Annotated in this window: 13 protein-coding genes and 1 tRNA gene; 9 read left to right on the top strand and 5 right to left on the bottom strand. The window is 54.9% G+C overall.

Features of this window, described 5'->3' with window-relative positions:
* Positions 1-34: 34 nt before the first annotated feature.
* From FYJ63_RS08955 to FYJ63_RS08945, 3 genes are read left to right on the top strand one after another with little or no spacing between them, the layout of a single operon-like run.
* Entirely contained in the window at positions 35-259 is a 225-nt protein-coding gene (locus FYJ63_RS08955; RefSeq protein ID WP_154545903.1) for a hypothetical protein, read from the top strand.
* 51 nt (positions 260-310) lie between these two features.
* Positions 311-751 carry a LexA family protein gene (locus FYJ63_RS08950; protein ID WP_287847665.1) on the top strand — a complete coding sequence of 147 codons (441 nt, stop codon included), beginning with the start codon at positions 311-313 and terminating at the stop codon, positions 749-751.
* On the top strand, positions 733-2,016 hold the full coding sequence (locus FYJ63_RS08945; RefSeq protein ID WP_154545900.1) for a Y-family DNA polymerase: 1,284 nt from the start codon (positions 733-735) through the stop codon (positions 2,014-2,016). Before FYJ63_RS08950 ends, FYJ63_RS08945 begins: the two co-directional genes overlap by 19 nt.
* Positions 2,017-2,090: 74 nt before the next feature.
* On the opposite strand, the gene FYJ63_RS08940 is transcribed toward FYJ63_RS08945, so the two are convergent.
* A complete protein-coding gene (locus FYJ63_RS08940) occupies positions 2,091-2,888 on the bottom strand; it encodes a CAMP factor family pore-forming toxin (RefSeq protein ID WP_154545898.1) in 798 nt (265 codons plus the stop codon).
* A 680-nt stretch (positions 2,889-3,568) separates the two neighbouring features.
* Positions 3,569-3,642: transfer RNA gene (locus FYJ63_RS08935), tRNA-Leu, on the bottom strand.
* A 95-nt stretch (positions 3,643-3,737) separates the two neighbouring features.
* Between FYJ63_RS08935 and FYJ63_RS08930 the strand changes: the two genes are divergently transcribed.
* A complete protein-coding gene (locus FYJ63_RS08930; RefSeq protein ID WP_154545895.1) occupies positions 3,738-4,346 on the top strand; it encodes an ANTAR domain-containing response regulator in 609 nt (202 codons plus the stop codon).
* 42 nt (positions 4,347-4,388) lie between these two features.
* Here FYJ63_RS08930 and FYJ63_RS08925 read toward each other — a convergent pair whose 3' ends face one another.
* On the bottom strand, positions 4,389-4,784 hold the full coding sequence (locus FYJ63_RS08925) for a PaaI family thioesterase (RefSeq protein WP_154545892.1): 396 nt from the start codon (positions 4,782-4,784) through the stop codon (positions 4,389-4,391).
* Positions 4,785-4,817: 33 nt separating this feature from the next.
* On the opposite strand from FYJ63_RS08925, the gene polA reads away from it, so the two are divergent.
* The gene (gene polA / locus FYJ63_RS08920; RefSeq protein WP_154545890.1) at positions 4,818-7,691 is read left to right on the top strand and encodes a DNA polymerase I; all 2,874 of its coding nucleotides are present in this window, start codon (positions 4,818-4,820) and stop codon (positions 7,689-7,691) included.
* Between the two features lie 80 nt (positions 7,692-7,771).
* On the opposite strand, the gene FYJ63_RS08915 is transcribed toward polA, so the two are convergent.
* Positions 7,772-9,034 carry a dicarboxylate/amino acid:cation symporter gene (locus FYJ63_RS08915; protein ID WP_154545888.1) on the bottom strand — a complete coding sequence of 421 codons (1,263 nt, stop codon included), beginning with the start codon at positions 9,032-9,034 and terminating at the stop codon, positions 7,772-7,774.
* A gap of 265 nt (positions 9,035-9,299) precedes the next feature.
* Here FYJ63_RS08915 and rpsA point away from each other — a divergent pair, with 265 nt between their 5' ends.
* From rpsA to coaE, 3 genes are all read left to right on the top strand, one after another.
* Positions 9,300-10,772, top strand: a complete 1,473-nt coding sequence (gene rpsA / locus FYJ63_RS08910; protein ID WP_154545886.1) for a 30S ribosomal protein S1 — start codon at positions 9,300-9,302, stop codon at positions 10,770-10,772.
* 210 nt (positions 10,773-10,982) lie between these two features.
* A complete protein-coding gene (locus FYJ63_RS08905; RefSeq protein ID WP_277027950.1) occupies positions 10,983-12,158 on the top strand; it encodes a glycerate kinase in 1,176 nt (391 codons plus the stop codon).
* Positions 12,148-12,885 (top strand): dephospho-CoA kinase, encoded by a 738-nt coding sequence (coaE, locus tag FYJ63_RS08900; protein WP_229770096.1) that lies wholly within the window; start codon positions 12,148-12,150, stop codon positions 12,883-12,885. Before FYJ63_RS08905 ends, coaE begins: the two co-directional genes overlap by 11 nt.
* Before the next feature lie 18 nt (positions 12,886-12,903).
* Here the strand turns inward: coaE and FYJ63_RS08895 are convergent, their stop codons facing one another.
* Positions 12,904-14,199, bottom strand: a complete 1,296-nt coding sequence (locus FYJ63_RS08895) for an ATP-binding protein (protein WP_154545973.1) — start codon at positions 14,197-14,199, stop codon at positions 12,904-12,906.
* A 306-nt stretch (positions 14,200-14,505) separates the two neighbouring features.
* Between FYJ63_RS08895 and uvrB the strand changes: the two genes are divergently transcribed.
* The gene (uvrB, locus tag FYJ63_RS08890) at positions 14,506-16,665 is read left to right on the top strand and encodes an excinuclease ABC subunit UvrB (protein ID WP_154545884.1); all 2,160 of its coding nucleotides are present in this window, start codon (positions 14,506-14,508) and stop codon (positions 16,663-16,665) included.
* Positions 16,666-16,879: the final 214 nt, after the last annotated feature.

Here is a 16,879-nt window from a genome sequence, read left to right as displayed (position 1 = left end):
GGTGTCAGCCCTCCAGAAGAAGAAGGAGAAGAAGATGAATAACCTAACGAAAACCTGGTCGTTGTTCGACCGCAACTTCCATCGTGTCGCCAAGAATATTGTGAACCAAAATAGCCTCCCCGAGGTGGCTCGGCCCTGGTTCGAGGACTTCGCGGGGGATCCTCTGGTGCAGTCTGCCCTGCAGGATCTAAAGACCACCGGTCCTCGCCAAAAGCGCGCCTTGGACTACCTGGGGCTGGATCTCGTTCCCGCGATGTAGTTTTTCGCAAATCGCTTGGGGTGGGACGCTCGAAGTGATAAAATCGAACACGTGTTCGAATCTATCTCTTTTGGAAGTGTCTCGTTGCCCCAGGCAATCAGGGAAACAACTGCGAAGTTCGCTCTGCCAGTAGCGCCGGATTTAGTGCCCGCGGGTTGGCCTTCTCCAGCGCAGGATTATTTCGATGGTGATATTGACCTAAACGAACATCTCATCCGCAATAAGCCGGCGACTTTTGTCGTGCGCGTGGCGGGGGATTCCATGATTGGCGCCGGAATCAGCGATGGTGATGAGCTCATTGTGGATCGCTCGCTGGAACCTGGCGAAGGTAGCGTGGTTATCGCCGTTATCGACGGGGAACTTACGGTAAAACGCTTGCGTTTTGGGACTAGAGGCCCCGAGCTACATCCCGAGAATTCCGCTTATCCGGTGCTTTACCCCCATGAACTGTCGATTTGGGGTGTGGTGACAAGATGCCTACACCGGCTGTAAGGCGCTTTGCTTTAGTGGACGTGGATTCCTGTTTCGCCGCCTGTGAGCGGATTTTTCACCCCGACCTATATGGGCGCCCCGTAGTGGTGCTGTCAAACAACGATGGTTGCGTGGTGGCGCGCTCAAGGGAAGCCAAGGCACTCGGAATCAAGATGGGGATGCCCTGGTTCCAGATTCGAGCTTTTGCCGAGTCTCGCGGGGTGGTGGCGCGGTCTAGCAACTACGAGCTCTACGGCTCAATTTCGGCGCGAATCATGGCGATTCTTCGTGATTTTTCCGCTCATGTCGAGGTCTACTCCATTGATGAAGCCTTCGTGGGACTCTACGGCAGCCCGCGAGAGATTGACGAGACTGCTCGCGAGATGCGCCGCCGGGTCTGGCGCGACCTCGGAGTACCGGTCTCGATCGGGATTGCCCCGACGCGGACTCTAGCGAAACTCGCCTCTCACGGGGCAAAACATTCGCCTGGTCTGGGCGGGGTGGCTTCGCTGGATTGCTACGTTCCGGCACAGGTTGATGCCATCTTAGAGGCAACCGAGGTTTCGGAACTGTGGGGAGTGGGGAGACGCTTCGCCAAGCGGCTGGCAGCTTTGGGAATCGAGAATGCCCGACAGTTGCGCGAGGCGGATCCGGCGCTGATTCGGCGGCGGTTTAATGTGAACTTGCAACAAACTGCCTTGGAATTGCGCGGAATTCCGTGTATAGAGATTGAGGAACGCGATGTGGATCGCCAGCATCAAATCATGTATTCAAGGTCCTTTTCGACTCCGGTTAGCTCAACGACAGAAATGCACCAGGTCATGTCAATCTATGCCCAGAAAGTCACGCGCCGGATGCGTCGCCAAAACACGGTGGCTGGAGCCTTGTGGGCCTTCGCTTCGACCGCCTGGTATAAGGAGCCTTTCTCGAGAATTTTCGGGGCGGTCGCGCTTACACCGCGAACGGATGATCCGGTCGTGGTGTTGCGTGCGGCTACGGCTGTTTTACTTCCACAAGTGGACTCAAACTGCGCCTATGTTCGCGCCGGAATCTGTTTAAGTGACCTCTCCCTTGGTGAAACCGCCACGCCCCTGCCGATTTTTGCCCCCGACCCGAACGCGGGGCGCCTCGGGCGACTGATTGACAAGGTGAATGCCTCCGTCGGGGAAGGCTCGCTCGGCCTCGGTCTCGCGGGACTTGCCGCTCCTCCGGACTGGACCATGAAACGCGAGATGCTTTCCAATCGTGGAACCACGCATTGGTCCGAACTCGCGGTGGTGGGGTAACCGATTATTAGCGGGAGGTTAAAAAATGTTTCCCCGATGAAACGGGGAAACAATTATTGGAACCTAACTTGGAGTTACTTAGCGTTGGGTGCGGCGTAGGCTTTAGCGTAGGCCGCATTCAGAGCCGCAATCGCGGCATCACAGTCAGCAACGGTGGACTTGGCGCGGAACCACACGCCGACAGCCTTGGTGATTTCCTTGTTCAAAGCGTTGTAGGTCCAGAAATCCTTCTTGCCGAGGATGTTCTTGTCGCGCTCGAAACGGGTGTTCCAGATGGCCTTGTTGAGGTGGCTCTTCACGTAGATGGTGGCGCGGTCGGTGGAGAGCAGGTCCCGGTAGGTAGACACGCGGTTGTAGGTATTCTGCAAGTCCGTAATGGAGTCGTTCAACTGGGCGGTAGTGGCGCCGATGTTGGACACACGAAGAATCGCGCGGGTTACCGCAAAACCGAGTTCCACGTGGGTCTTTTCGATCTTGTACTGGAGGTTATTCACGGATTTGTCAATAGTGACACCGATCTCCACGATGAGGTGGGCGCGAGCGAGCGTGAGATCTGCGTTGGCCAGGCTAGCTCCGTGGTTGGCGATAACCGCGAGGGACTGGGTCAGTTCCGAGGCGGTGGCGAACAAGCGGTTGAACTCGGCGGACCAGTCAGCCTGCGGCTCGTTGGCCTTGGCCTGCTTCAAGGTTTCTATGGTCGAGTTGATATCGGCAATGTAGGCTTTTGCTTCGGTTGGGGTAATCGTACCGTCCTGAACGATAGTGACTTCGCCGGTAGTCGGTTCGCTCGCAGCAAATGCGGCAGTAGGGGCGATAGCGCCGGGAATAGCGAGAGTTGCTGCCAGTGCGAAACCAACAAACTTCTTGTTCATGAGAGAGTCCCTTTCACTTAGGTCTGTATTTTTTGTGAGTGATCAGTGTCTTGTGTTCGGAACTGAACCATCCTCGTTGCTTCCATTCATCGAACAGTTCAAGCATAAAGATTACTGGGCTAAATCTGAAAATTGACTGTGAATTTGTAAATACATTTGGGAATAATCCGGTTTTTTGGGCGAGTCTGGCCTGGAAAAAGACTTGGCACAGTAGGGGGTCTTGAGGTAACTCGGGTGATTTTGACCATTAGTGGAAATAGTGGCAGCGATACCCAAAATCGCCCGAGTTAGGTAACGATATTACCCTTGTCCTCGAGCCGGTAAAAAGCTTGCGGAGAGGGAGCGGAACCCGCGCGGCACCCACGGAAGTGTGCACGAATGTACGGCCTGGCCGGTTTTGCCGAGGTTTGTCCCTGGAGCGTTTAAGTGTTTGCGCAGGTCTTGGCGTTTTGAGTTTTCGGGATACAAGGCTTGACGGGTCTAGGCCGTACATTCGTGCACGCTCCTAACCCGAACCGTCGCTATTCCGCTTCGCCGCTTAGGGTACCATGAGCGCGCCAGCGCGCTTAGAGGAGTTTCACCTAAAACGGTCCACTGGACCGTTTTTTGACGGCTCCACACTGCTGGGGTACTTTGGAAAATTTTTGGCGCTCACCTTGTGAGCGCCAAAAATTCCGAAGTACCCCGGGTGAGATTCGAACTCACAACAAGCCGGGTTTGAGCCGACCGCCTCTACCAATTGGGCTACCAGGGCAATCTTTGGCAAAGTACATGCCGAAAGACGACATTTATACTAAAGTATAGACGAAGAAAAAACAAAACATAACATCCAAAGGGGTATGTGAAACGATGACGAACTCTGGTCTTAACGCTAGTAATTCAACCGAAAATCGTCGCGCCATAGTGGCTGAAGATGAGGCTTTGATTCGTCTCGACATTGTCGAAACCTTGAAGGAGAATGGTTTCGAAATTGTGGGAGAAGCCGGAGACGGGGAAGAAGCTGTGAACCTGGCTATCGAGCATGAGCCGGATCTCATCGTTATGGATATCAAGATGCCACGGCTTGATGGAATTTCCGCCGCGGAAAAAATCATGAAAGAGGCTCCCTGCGCCATCGTCATGTTGACGGCCTTTTCCGACAAGGAACTTATTGAACGCGCTAAAGATGCCGGCACTATGGCTTACCTGGTAAAGCCCTTTGCGGCAAAAGACCTCCTTCCCGCGGTGGAAGTTGCGCTGTCTCGTCACCAAGAAATGCTTTCCCTGGAAGACTCGATTGCTGACCTGCAAGATCGTCTCGTGACACGTAAGCAGGTGGACCGCGCCAAGGGACTGTTGATGGAAAAAATGGATCTCGCGGAGCCCGAGGCCTTCCGCTGGATTCAAAAGACTTCCATGGATCGTCGTCTCTCAATGCGGGAAGTCGCGGAAGCCGTCATCGACCAGCTAGGCGATTAGTTCCAATCTGATTTCACGCTTGGATCACTGGAAAAAGCCGTTTTACTGTTCAGGGTGGTCGACAATGGCACAGCTCATGACCCCAGCTGAGATAATCTTGCCGCTATCCTCGCTGACATTTTGAAAGCTATACACTGCCGTGCGGCGTCCCAGGTGAATCGCATCTACTGTGCAAACAATATTGCCACTGAGTCCCGGCTTGATATGTGTAATGTCTAGGTGCGCGCCAACTGCCGATTTGCCGGAGCGCTGCGCCCATTTATAAGCCGCGAAGGAAGCCACTGTTTCTGCGAGCAAGGCGGCAGCTCCTCCATGCAGAATCCCAAAGGGCTGAGTGTTGCCTTCCACCGGCATTATTCCGACGGCGTGTTCGGCGGTAATCTCAGGAAAAGTAATGCCCATCTTCGCTATGGCCTCGCCAATATTTTCTTCATCCATTTTTACCTCCTAGGTTCCTGATAGCCTTGAGTTATGAGTGAAAATCGATTGCTGGTATTGGACGGTCATTCCTTGGCGTTTCGGGCGTTTTTTTCCCGCCCGCCAGAAAATTTCCGAACCACAACTGGAGTCTACACGAACGCGGTTCACGGATTCCTCTCCATGCTCCTGACGATGATTCGAAAGGAGAAACCCACTCACATCGGCGCGGCCTTTGACCTCTCTCGACACTCCTTTAGAACTGATATCTATCCTGATTACAAGGGCGGACGCTCGGACACTCCCGAGGAGTTTATTGGCCAGGTGGAACTCATCCAAAGATTCCTGGATGCCCTGAAGATTAAGTGGCTCACGATGGATAACGTGGAAGCCGACGATATTCTCGCCACGCTGGCAACGAAGGGCGAAAATCGGGGGATGAAAGTCCTGGTGTCCTCGGGGGACCGAGACACTTTCCAGCTTGTTGACGAAAACATCACCGTGCTCTATCCGGGACGGACTATCTCCCAGACTTCTCGGATGACGCCGGAGGCAGTGAAAGAAAAATATGATGTTTGGCCCGCTCAGTATCCTGAAATCGCGGCGCTCGTGGGGGAGAAAGCGGACAATCTTCCCGGGGTGCCTTTGGTGGGGGACAAGATTGCTGCCGGTTGGATTAATGAATACGGAAGTCTCGAAGAGATTTTGGCGCGGAGAGAAGAGATTAAAGGTAAACGCGGGGAAAACTTGCGGGCCCATGTGGAGGATGTGAAACGGAACCGGCAGCTCAATCAACTGCGCCGCGACCTCCACCTTCCGGTAACGCTGGCTGACTTGGAGTGGACCGGCTTCGATGAAGCGGCCGTTGACGCAATTTGCGAGGAACTCGAGTTCAAGGAAATGCGTCGCCAGATTTTTTCCCAGTTGGGTAAACGCACTGCTAAAGGTGCCACCGCCTCCGCGATTGACAAAGTTCCGGCTGGAACCGATACCGGAGCCGCGGGAACAGGGGAAGAAACCGGAGTTGAGTCGCCCCTGGCCACCGAGGCTTATGGCTACGGGGTGGAACCGAATCCCGTAATCCACCAGTTAGAGCGGGATTTCTCTCCCGCGGATTTCTCGAAGTGGCTGGAAGTCGGTAGCGGCGAGGAAACTTCTACGGATTCTACAAAGGCCAGAGCGGAAAAAGGACCTGCGTTCGGCGTGTGGGCCGTGGGGAGAATCGGGGTCACGAGCCCGCATATCGACTGGCTTTTGTTGGCGAAACGACCAGAGGAAGCCGTCTTGGTGAGTCCGGAAATATTGAGTCCCGAAGCGGAAAACACCCTGAAGGATTTCTTTGCTGACGAATCAAAAACCAAGGTGGTCTACGATGCCAAGGCTTTGAGACACGCTTTGAGAGCCTACGGTTGGGAGCTCGGAAAAAATTTCCAGGACGCGAATCTCCTCGACTATCTGGTCGATCCGGACAAGCCGAGGGTGAAGTTCGCTTCCGTCACGGATCGTCTTTTGGGGTGGTCAATAGATGAAAAGCCCTCGGCCGTGGGAAAAATTAATGAACAGATGACCTTTGACCTGGGGCTTGATGACGCTACTGCCGCCGAGGCCTTGCCGCTGCCTCAAACCCTCATCAACCAGGCGAAGTATGCGTTGGCGCTCGTTTATATGATTCCGATTTTGGAAGAAAAACTCTACTACAACCAGGTCAATCACCTGCTCGACCTAGAGATTCCCCTTTCATATCTTCTGGAAAGAATGGAATCCGTGGGAATCGCGATAGATCGGGCGGTTTTGGAGAACTTCGACAAGGAACTGGAGTCGGAGGTAGAAAAAACCCAGCAGGCCGCTTATAACGCCATTGGAAGGGAAGTGAATCTCTCTTCCCCAAAGCAGCTTCAAGATGTCCTGTTCAACCAGCTCCAGCTTCCCCCGACGCGGAAACTCAAAACCGGCTACACCACGGACGCGAAAGCCCTCGAGGAACTGGCGCTCTATAATCCCCACCCGTTCCTAGAGGCCTTGCTGTATTTCCGTGACCGCATCAAACTCCTCCAGATTGTCCGGAATCTCGAGGAAAAGATTGCAGCGGATGGGCGAATTCACACGACTTTCGGGCAAACTGTGGCCTCCACGGGAAGGCTGTCTAGTATCGACCCGAACCTCCAAAACATTCCCGCCCGCACCCAGGACGGGTCGCGGATTCGGGAGGCTTTCGCGGCCGAGCCGCCGTTTGAGAACCTCATGACCGCCGACTACTCTCAGATTGAAATGCGGATTATGGCCCACCTTTCCGAAGATGAGGGGCTGATTGCGGCCTTCAACTCCGGAGAGGATCTCCACCGCAGTGTGGCCGCTCTCGTTTATGGCATTGACCCGAAGGACGTCACTCCCACCCAACGGTCCCACGTGAAGGCCACTTCTTACGGCCTGGCTTATGGGCTGAGTGCTTTCGGGCTCGCCGGACAGCTCCGCATCCCCCAAAAGGAAGCCAAACACCTGATGGAGACGTACTTTTCGCGGTTCGGTCAGGTGCGGGACTATCTGGAGCACATCGTGAACCAAGCGCGGCGGGTCGGCTATACCGAGACCATGTGGGGCAGACGACGCTATCTTCCCGATTTGCGGTCATCAAACCGGCAGGTGGCAGAGAACGCGAGACGCGCGGCGCTGAATGCGCCGATTCAGGGTTCAGCCGCTGACCTCATGAAACACGCCATGCTGAAAGTCGAGGCAGCTTTGCGCGAGGCGAAGTTGAAGTCGCGGATGCTCCTGCAGGTTCACGATGAACTCATCTTTGAGGTGGCTCCGCGGGAGGAAGAGACACTGACCGGGCTTGTCACCGAAGCCATGACCACGGTAGTGACTTTGAAGGTTCCCCTCGAAGTCTCGGTCGGGGTGGGAGCTAACTGGCGGAAGGCCGCGCATTAAAGGCCGGCCGCAGGGTCAGACCCTTCCGGTTTCGTTCCCTGCGGTCACTACACCGGAGAGGTCTGACCCGCCGACTGCGCCTACTTCACGTCGGCGAGGTAGGCCTCGGAATCGAAGGAGGACTCGGAGGCAAAGCTAGAGGCAATCTTCTGGTCCCGCTCGCTGAATTTCCCGCCACTAAGGCGAGCCATGATGAGAGAAATCGCGCCGTCACCCGTAACGTTCGTGGCGGTTCCGAAGGAGTCCAAAGCAATGTAGGAGGCAATCATCAAAGCTACCTGGGAATCATTGAATCCTAGCATGGAAGCCAAGATGCCGGTTGCCGCCATAATCGCGCCGCCGGGAACACCGGGAGCCGCCACCATCGTCACGCCGAGCATGAAGATGAAGCCCATGAACTGAATCGGATCAATCGGAATCCCCGAAGTAATCATAATCGCCAAAGCGAAAGCCGTAATCTTCGAAGTAGAACCAGCGAGGTGAATCGTCGCGCACAGCGGCACCGTGAAGGAAGCCACCGCATCGGGCACGCCCAGCTTCTTGACCTGCTTCAAGGTCACCGGAATCGTCGCGGCGGAAGAAGAGGTCCCGAGAGCCGTCAGGTAGGCCGGCAGCATGGTCCACAAGGCCTTGAACGGGTTCACTCCATAAGCCAAAGCCCCGACGAGATATTGGGTCAGCAAAATGACGACCTCAAGAACGAGAACCAGAATAACCACCGTCAAAAGCACGATAATGACCTGGCCGACCGCTCCGGATTCGGTCATATTCAAGAAAATGCCGAAGATGTGAATCGGGAGCAACGGGATGATGACCTTCTCAATCAACTTGATGATAATCGCGCGGAACTCCACGAAACCGCGGCGGAGTACCCCGCGAGAAACCATCGAAAGCCCGATACCCAAGATGAAAGAGAGAATCAACGCTCCCATGACGGAGATGGGTGCGGGCATTTCGATGGTGAAATAGGAAGCCAAGTTAGACTTCGAAGGATCCTCAATATTGGCCAGACCTCCCTGGTGTAGGAACGTTGGCAAGGCTGCCATCGAGACGCCGTAGGTCAAGAAACCGGAATACAGGGTGGAGGCATAGGCGATTAGCGCCGTGATGCCAAGCCACTTTGCTGAACCCGAGCCGAGGTCAGCAATGGCCGGAGTGACGAGACCGATAATGATGAGCGGAATACAGAATCCCAGGAACTGGCTGAACACCGCGTTGAAGGTCGCGAAAGCGCGCACGAGGGGAACGGGGAAGAACTGTCCACAAATGAGCGCTAAGACGATGGCAAGGATGACGGCAAGAAGAATGCCGCCCTTTTTGAAAAAGGTGATAATAGATTGCATAGGCGCTATTAAACCACCGATATTATTAGATTCAGCATTTCGGCTCCCGAGGAATAGAGCGTCTCTTGGGGATAACGACTTGTTGAAGACTCGAGCCTTAAAACGGCTCCATACTCTGCCAATCCGGTAAACGAGTTCGAATTTGGCGAAATCCGCGGGGTTAAAGTAAGATTATTTTTTGTGTTTCCTCGCTTAAACGCATGTTGGGTGGGGCGACGCCGAAGTAAATATCCCTACTATTTGACCCATTGGAGTCACCAACTCAATGACCACTACTACTGTTCCTACTACCGTTCCTCAGGTAGCCGTCAATGACATCGGCTCGACCGAGGACCTACTCAAAGAAATCGACAAGACCATCAAATATTTCAATGATGGCGATTTGGTGTCCGGCACCGTTGTTAAGGTTGACCGCGACGAAGTTCTTCTCGACATCGGTTACAAAACCGAAGGTGTGATTCTCTCCCGGGAGCTTTCCATTAAGCACGACGTTGACCCGGATGAAGAGGTCAAAGTTGGTGACGAAATCGAGGCTCTCGTTCTCCAAAAAGAGGACAAAGAAGGCCGTTTGCTGCTGTCCAAGAAGCGGGCTCAATACGAGCGCGCTTGGGGCGATGTGGAGAAGATCAAGGCCGAAGACGGTGTCGTTACCGGTACCGTTATCGAAGTCGTCAAGGGCGGTCTGATTCTCGACATCGGTTTGCGCGGATTCCTGCCGGCCTCCTTGGTGGAAATGCGCCGCGTGCGTGACCTCGCCCCCTACATTGGCCGTGAACTCGAAACCAAGATTATTGAACTCGACAAGAACCGCAACAACGTGGTGCTGTCGCGTCGCGCCTACCTCGAACAGACCCAGTCCGAGGTTCGCACCACCTTCCTTTCCACCCTGCAAAAGGGTCAGGTCCGCAAGGGCGTCGTGTCTTCTATCGTCAACTTTGGCGCTTTCGTGGATCTCGGTGGCGTAGACGGCCTCGTCCACGTTTCCGAACTGTCCTGGAAGCACATTGACCACCCGTCCGAGGTTGTCCAGGTCGGCCAGGAGGTCACCGTCGAAGTTCTCGATGTTGACTTTGACCGCGAGCGCGTGTCCCTGTCCTTGAAGGCCACCCAGGAAGATCCTTGGCAGACTTTCGCGCGCACCCACAAAATCGGCCAGATTGTCCCCGGCAAGGTCACGAAACTCGTACCCTTCGGTGTCTTTGTCCGTGTCGAAGACGGCATCGAAGGCCTGGTTCACGTCTCCGAGCTGGCCGCCCGCCACGTCGAGGTGCCCGAGCAAGTTGCCAAGATTGGCGACGAAATCTTCGTCAAGGTCATCGATATTGACCTCGAGCGTCGCCGGATTTCGCTGTCGCTGAAGCAGGCTAACGAAGGCGTGGACATCAACTTTGATGACTTCGATCCCTCGCTGTACGGGATGCAGGCCGAATACGATGAAAACGGCAACTACAAGTACCCCGAAGGTTTCGATCCGGAAACGAACGAGTGGATGGAAGGCTACGAGGAACAGCGCGCTGCTTGGGAGACCGCTTATGCGGCGGCTCAGTCTCGCTTCGAGGCTCACAAGGAGCAGGTCGCGAAGGCCCAGGAGCTCGACAAGGAAGCCGCGATTGCCGCAGGCGAAGCGGAGCAGACCTCCTACTCCTCGACGACCGAAGAAGAGGACTCTCACGAGGGCACCTTGGCTGACGACGAGGCTTTGGCCGCGTTGCGCGACAAGCTCGCAGAAGACAAGTAACCGGCGGTTCAACCAAGGATTTCCTCCCGAAGGAATCAACTTGGGAGCGAGCATGCTTAAATAGGGAGCGGGAACACAATGTTCCCGCTCCTTTTTTAAGATTTTTCTTCGTTTCTCAACTATCCTGAAATGGTGACTGAGACACGGGTAATCTCGACAAAGTAACCTGGTCGAATCCCACAGACTCTTGATGAAGAAAGGCTCACCAAAGTGAAGATCGTTATCGCCCCAGACTCATTCAAAGGATCCCTGACCGCTCAGGAGGCGGCTGCCGCCATGCACCGCGGCGTGGAAGCCATCTTCCCGGATGCCGAGTGCGTCAGTGTCCCCGTGGCCGACGGCGGAGAAGGCACCGCCGAAGTCATGTTGGAAGCCTACGGGGGCGAGGTCAAGAAGTGTCCGGTAGTGGATGCTCTCGGTCGCGAACGCGAGGCCGAATTTACCTGGATTCCCTCCCAGAAGATGGTGGTGCTCGACACGGCCGAAGCCGCCGGAATCATGTATATCGGGATGCTGGAGAGAAACATTATGGAGTCCAACACCGAGGGCGTGGGGATGCTCCTGAAGGCGGCCCTAGATTTGAAGCCGGAAACCATTGTTGTCGGTTTGGGTGGCTCTGCGACCAATGACGGCGGCTGGGGGATGATGCACAACCTCGGCGCGAAGCTCTTTGATGAATCCGGTAAAGAACTTGACCCGAAAGTTTCGGTGCTTCCGAGCGCGGTGAAACTCGACTTGTCCGGACTCGATCCGCGGTTGAAGACGGTGAAGATTATTGCCGCCAATGACGTGCGCAACCCCCTGACCGGCCCGAGTGGGGCTTCAGCAAGTTTCGGGCCCCAGAAGGGCGCAAAACCCCTGCAGCTCGGTAAGCTCGACCGCTGTTTGAAGAACTGGGGGCGCTTGCTTGAGGAAACCACAGGGAAGAAGCTCGTTGATGAAGAGGGCGCCGGTGCGGCTGGCGGCATGGGTGCGGCGTTCTTGGCTCTTGGTGCAGAGAATCGACGCGGTTTCGAGGTGGTGGCAGAAGCCACTCACCTCAATGAAGCGATGGAGGGGGCTGACCTGGTTTTGACCGGTGAAGGCCAGTTGGATCGTCAAACGCAGCGCGGGAAGACCCCGTGGGGAGTGGCGCAACTGGGCCGTTCCAAGGACATTCCGGTGATTGCTTTTACCGCCAAACTCGGGATTGGCCACGAGATTCTGCTCCAAGATGGCTTCACCGCGATTGTTCCGATTATGCACCAGACCATGTCGGGGGATAAAACCGCAATGGAGAAGGCTCCGATGCTGCTCGAAGACGCCGTGACTTTGGCGTTGCAGTTGATGACTGTCGGGGCGAATCCGGCGATTAGTGACGTCTTGTTGAAGTCTTTTGAAGACTGAGTTGCTGCGCCTAGTGCGTCCCCTGCCCGCGAGGCCGATCGGTCGGGCCTCGAAAGTCTGCGTGAGCGGAGGGATTGGCTCGGGGAAGTCGGCTTTGACGGAGGCTCTGGCGCGGCTCGGGGCGGTTCGGTTCGATGCCGACGAGGTTTTGCGCCAGGCGACCGGAGTCGGGGGAGTGGCCTTGCCGGCTTTGCGGGAGGCTTTCGGATCTGGTGTTTTCGCGAGCGACGGGGTCTTGGACCGCGCGGCTTTGGCGCGGGTGGTTTTTGCCGACGCTTCCGCAAAGGCGCGCCTCGAGAGTATCTTGCACCCGCTGGTGTGGGAAGAGATGGATCGAGTAGTGGCGGGCTTGACGTTGGCGGAGACGCTTATTGCCGAGATTCCGCTCATCACCGAAACCGGGAATCACGGGCGTTTCGATGTCGTGATCATGGTGGACGCGCCTGTGGAAACCCGAGTCGAGCGCTTGGCCAAACGCGGTATGACCGAAGCCGATGCGCGGGCCCGCATCGGGGCACAGGCCACCCGCGAAGAGCGCGAATCCATTGCTCACCTCTGGGTCGAAAACACCGGTAGCCCCGCCGACCTCGAAGACGTCGCCCGCGAACTCTGGGAAATTCTCCAATCTTGGGACGATGGGGGCGTGCTTTGTCGTCCCACTATGATTAACCCTATGAGTGAGAAGCCCTTGTTGCCGCGCGATTTGGTTGAGAACCCGATTCTTTGAGAGACGGGGAGTTACTGCTTATGCTCCAAGGCAGCCGATGGGGATTACATGAACACCATCTTTACGGGTGTATGCGAATCGGCCTCCGGTAAGAACGATGAGTAAATCCGGTTCTCTGATTAGTCCCTTCTTTGCCTCTGTGTTTGCTTTTCTTACGAGTTCACGAATCTTTAGTAAGTGAGCTGCGCCTGCTTCAATCTCACGGCTACCCAATTTGAATTCCACTAGGGCGTAACGTCCATCATCGAGGTGAACGACCGCGTCGGCTTCGAGACCATACCGGTCACGGAAGAATGAAATCTTGCCACCTGCGCTCGAACTATAGACGCGCAGATCCCTTACACAGAGTGTTTCAAAAATAAAGCCGAATGTTTTTAGGTCTTGGTAAAAAAAATCAGGTGACACGCCTAATGCTGACACGGCGATAGACGGGTCGGTAAACTGTCGTTTCACTCCGGAACGTATGCTCGTGGCTGAGCGAATCCGCGGAGTCCAAGCAGACTGATTTTCAATGACGAAAATGCGTTCCAAGGCTTCAATATAGGAGTTCATAGTGAGTATCGAATCCATCTCTGTGTTGGCTGTAACGTCTTCAAAAATCGCCTTATTCTTTGCTAAAGTGGAAACATTGCGTGCATAAGAACGCAACAAAATGCTCGCCCATGTAGGGTTTCGCGCTACTCGATCAACTGTGGAAATATCCACCTCGTAGACCTGTCGCAGATAGTCTTTTGCTATGGCCAATCGGGCGCGGTCGTTCTTCCTCCGAAGGCTTTCTGGCCAGCCCCCGCGGCAAGCTGCGAAAACTAGTTCCTCGATTTTAAGGTCTGATTGTGCCGAATCAACCTCGGCAATTTCCCTATCGAAGAGTGCCTTGAGGGAGATTTGTCCGTTGGACTCACCAGATTCGGCGAGGCTCATGGGATACATTTTCATGCGTGATATTCTCCCTGTACCGCTGTGTTTTATAGCAGAGGTGTCAACGGAAGTTGAACCGGTGAGTATATATAGTCCTTCCCTCTTTTCGCGGTCGACTGAAGTTCGCACTGCATCCCAAAGTACTGGCGCGTCCTGCCATTCATCAAGTAGCCGAGGTTGTTTTCCCGCCAAAAGAAGCGATGGTTTAACATCGGCAGTTTGCAGATACTCTTCCCGCATCTCAGGGTCTTGAAGATAAAGGGCACTCTTGGAATGTTGCTGGGCAGTAGTGGTTTTCCCGCACCATTTCGGGCCTTCTATCAACACTGCGTCAAAAGTCTCAAGGCGGAAAGATAACTCGTCGTCAGCAACTCGAGGTAGATATGTTTCCAGCATAGTATTTCCTTGAAAAATCGGGATGAAACGATACTTATTATACATTTTTGGAGAAGTCTATTATATATTATTGGGGTATTTTATTATAGAATTTTGGGGTAGCTTGGTTACTCGTTTGCGCCTGTGCACTTGTCAAGTTTCGTAGACATTTTTTCTGTTTCTGTGTTTTGGAGAGGAACCTGGAATGGGGGCGGAAATCTTGCGTAGCAATCATTGTGGAGACCCAAGTTTAAACATCTCTCTTTGAATTTCTGGAGTTTTTGCGATGACAAAGCATGCCCCCATCGTCCCGCTATGATTAACCCTATGAGTGAGAAGCCGAAGCTACCGCGCGATTTGGTTGAGAACCCGATTCCCTTTGAGGTGGTAAGTAACTACCGACCCGCCGGCGACCAACCCCAGGCAATCGAGGAGCTTGCCGAGCGAATCAACGCCGGGGAACAAGACGTCGTTTTGCTCGGCGCGACCGGAACCGGCAAGACCGCGACAACGGCTTGGTTAATCGAAAAAGTCCAGCGCCCGACCTTGGTGATGGAACCAAACAAAACCCTCGCGGCCCAGCTCACCGCCGAGTTCCGCGAGCTACTCCCGAAAAACGCGGTGGAATATTTCGTTTCCTACTACGACTATTACCAACCGGAGGCTTATGTCCCTCAAACGGACACCTACATCGAAAAGGACTCCTCGATAAACGACGAGGTGGAGCGCCTGCGTCACTCGGCGACCAATTCCCTGTTGACCCGCCGCGATGTTGTCGTGGTGAGTTCGGTAAGCTGCATCTACGGCCTCGGCACGCCCGAAGAGTACGTCTCCCGCGGGATTCACCTCTCCCGCGGCATGGAGATTCCCCGCGATAATCTCATTCGAAGATTCGTCTCCATGCAATACAACCGCAATGACGTGGATTTCACCCGCGGAAACTTTCGGGTGCGCGGAGACACCATCGACATTATCCCCATGTATGAAGAGCTCGGGGTTCGTATCGAGATGTTCGGCGACGAGATTGATGCTCTTGCACTCTTGCATCCCGTTACCGGTGATATTCTCCACGAAGTCGACGAAATCTATGTCTTCCCCGCCTCCCACTATGTCGCCGGTCCCGAACGTATGGAACGCGCGATTGCCGGCATCGAGAAAGAAATGGAGGAGCGCTGTGAGTGGTTCCACCAAGAAAACAAACTCCTCGAAGAACAGCGATTGCGGATGCGAACGACCTACGACCTAGAGATGCTGCGCCAAATCGGAATGTGCGCGGGGATTGAGAACTATTCGATGCATATTGATGGGCGTAAACCGGGGGAGCCGCCGCACACTTTGCTTGATTATTTCCCCGATGATTTCCTCTTGGTGATTGATGAATCCCACGTGACTGTGCCCCAGATTGGCGGGATGTATGAAGGGGATATGTCTCGCAAGCGCAATCTTGTCGATTTTGGGTTCCGGCTTCCCTCCGCGCTCGATAACCGTCCGCTGAAGTGGAAAGAATTCCAGTCGCGCATCGGTCAAACTGTGTATCTGTCCGCCACCCCGGGGGACTATGAGCTAGAGCGTTCCGATGGTTTCGTGGAACAGATCATTCGCCCAACCGGCCTGGTTGACCCGAAGATTGTGGTCAAACCGATTGAAGGCCAGATTGATGACCTTATGGAAGAAATTCGGAAACGCAAGGAACGCGACGAGCGGGTTCTCGTCACGACACTCACCAAGCGCATGGCCGAAGATCTCACCCAGTACCTCGCAGAGCGCGGCATCAAGGTCGAATATCTTCACTCGGATGTGGACACCTTGCGGCGGGTGGAACTCCTGCGCGAGCTTCGTAAAGGGACTTTCGATGTTTTAGTGGGCATCAACTTGCTCCGGGAGGGCCTCGATCTTCCCGAGGTCTCGCTCGTTTCAATCCTCGACGCCGACAAACAGGGATTCCTCCGCTCCACCAAGTCGCTAATCCAGACTATCGGCCGCGCTGCGCGTAATGTTCACGGCGAGGTTCACATGTATGCCGATGAGATCTCCGATTCGATGCGGGCGGCGATTGACGAAACCGAGAGGCGTCGCCAAAAACAGCTCGCGTTCAACAAGGAGCACGGAATCGACCCGAAGCCCTTGCAGAAGAAGATTTCAGACGTCACGGATATGCTCGCCCGCGAGGACATCGACACCGAGGAACTTCTCGCCACCGGCTATCGCCAGCCCACGAAGAAACCGAGCCAGGCCGCCACGACCGCGGCTCGCGACGCAGCGGCAGCCCGCGCGGCCCTTGAGGTCATCAGCGAGGCGCGTGCGGGTTCGGTAAAGGATAACCAGCAAGGTGAGGAAGTCGTCGATCTTGTGGCCTTGGTCCAAGAGCTCTCCGAGCAAATGCACGCGGCAGCTTCCGAGCTCCGTTTCGAGCTGGCGGCGCGCCTCCGCGACGAAATACAAGACCTCAAAAAGGAAATCCGGAGAGGGAAACCTCTTGGGGGATAAATTAGCGCCAGAAACACCCGAGATTCGGTTTCCAAAACGGTGTCCTCGGTCCTAACCCAGGAGAATTAGGCGCGCACTGGAAATAGGGCGGTGTCAAGTGGTGAGTGCAACATTGAGTGCTTCGGCGGGGTTTTGCCAGCCGAGGGTTTCGCGGGGGCGGATGTTTAGAAGGTGTTGCATTTCTGTGATGTCGTCGTCGCTGATTTTTCTGAAG

Origin of the sequence: Mobiluncus porci, from assembly GCF_009695935.1 — a bacterium.
Classification (GTDB): Bacteria; Actinomycetota; Actinomycetes; order Actinomycetales; family Actinomycetaceae; genus Mobiluncus; species Mobiluncus porci.
Note: the sequence above shows the minus strand (reverse complement) of the source record. Positions and strands in the feature narration are given on the sequence as shown.

Excerpts from the sequence above, each read along its gene's own strand:
- FYJ63_RS08915 (WP_154545888.1), bottom strand. The coding sequence starts at position 9,034 with ATGCAATCTATTATCACCTTTTTCAAAAAGGGCGGCATTCTTCTTGCC.
- FYJ63_RS08930 (WP_154545895.1), top strand. The coding sequence starts at position 3,738 with ATGACGAACTCTGGTCTTAACGCTAGTAATTCAACCGAAAATCGTCGC.
- FYJ63_RS08955 (WP_154545903.1), top strand. The coding sequence starts at position 35 with ATGAATAACCTAACGAAAACCTGGTCGTTGTTCGACCGCAACTTCCAT.
- polA (WP_154545890.1), top strand. The coding sequence starts at position 4,818 with ATGAGTGAAAATCGATTGCTGGTATTGGACGGTCATTCCTTGGCGTTT.
- rpsA (WP_154545886.1), top strand. The coding sequence starts at position 9,300 with ATGACCACTACTACTGTTCCTACTACCGTTCCTCAGGTAGCCGTCAAT.
- FYJ63_RS08925 (WP_154545892.1), bottom strand. The coding sequence starts at position 4,784 with ATGGATGAAGAAAATATTGGCGAGGCCATAGCGAAGATGGGCATTACT.
- uvrB (WP_154545884.1), top strand. The coding sequence starts at position 14,506 with ATGAGTGAGAAGCCGAAGCTACCGCGCGATTTGGTTGAGAACCCGATT.
- FYJ63_RS08895 (WP_154545973.1), bottom strand. The coding sequence starts at position 14,199 with ATGCTGGAAACATATCTACCTCGAGTTGCTGACGACGAGTTATCTTTC.
- FYJ63_RS08940 (WP_154545898.1), bottom strand. The coding sequence starts at position 2,888 with ATGAACAAGAAGTTTGTTGGTTTCGCACTGGCAGCAACTCTCGCTATT.
- FYJ63_RS08945 (WP_154545900.1), top strand. The coding sequence starts at position 733 with ATGCCTACACCGGCTGTAAGGCGCTTTGCTTTAGTGGACGTGGATTCC.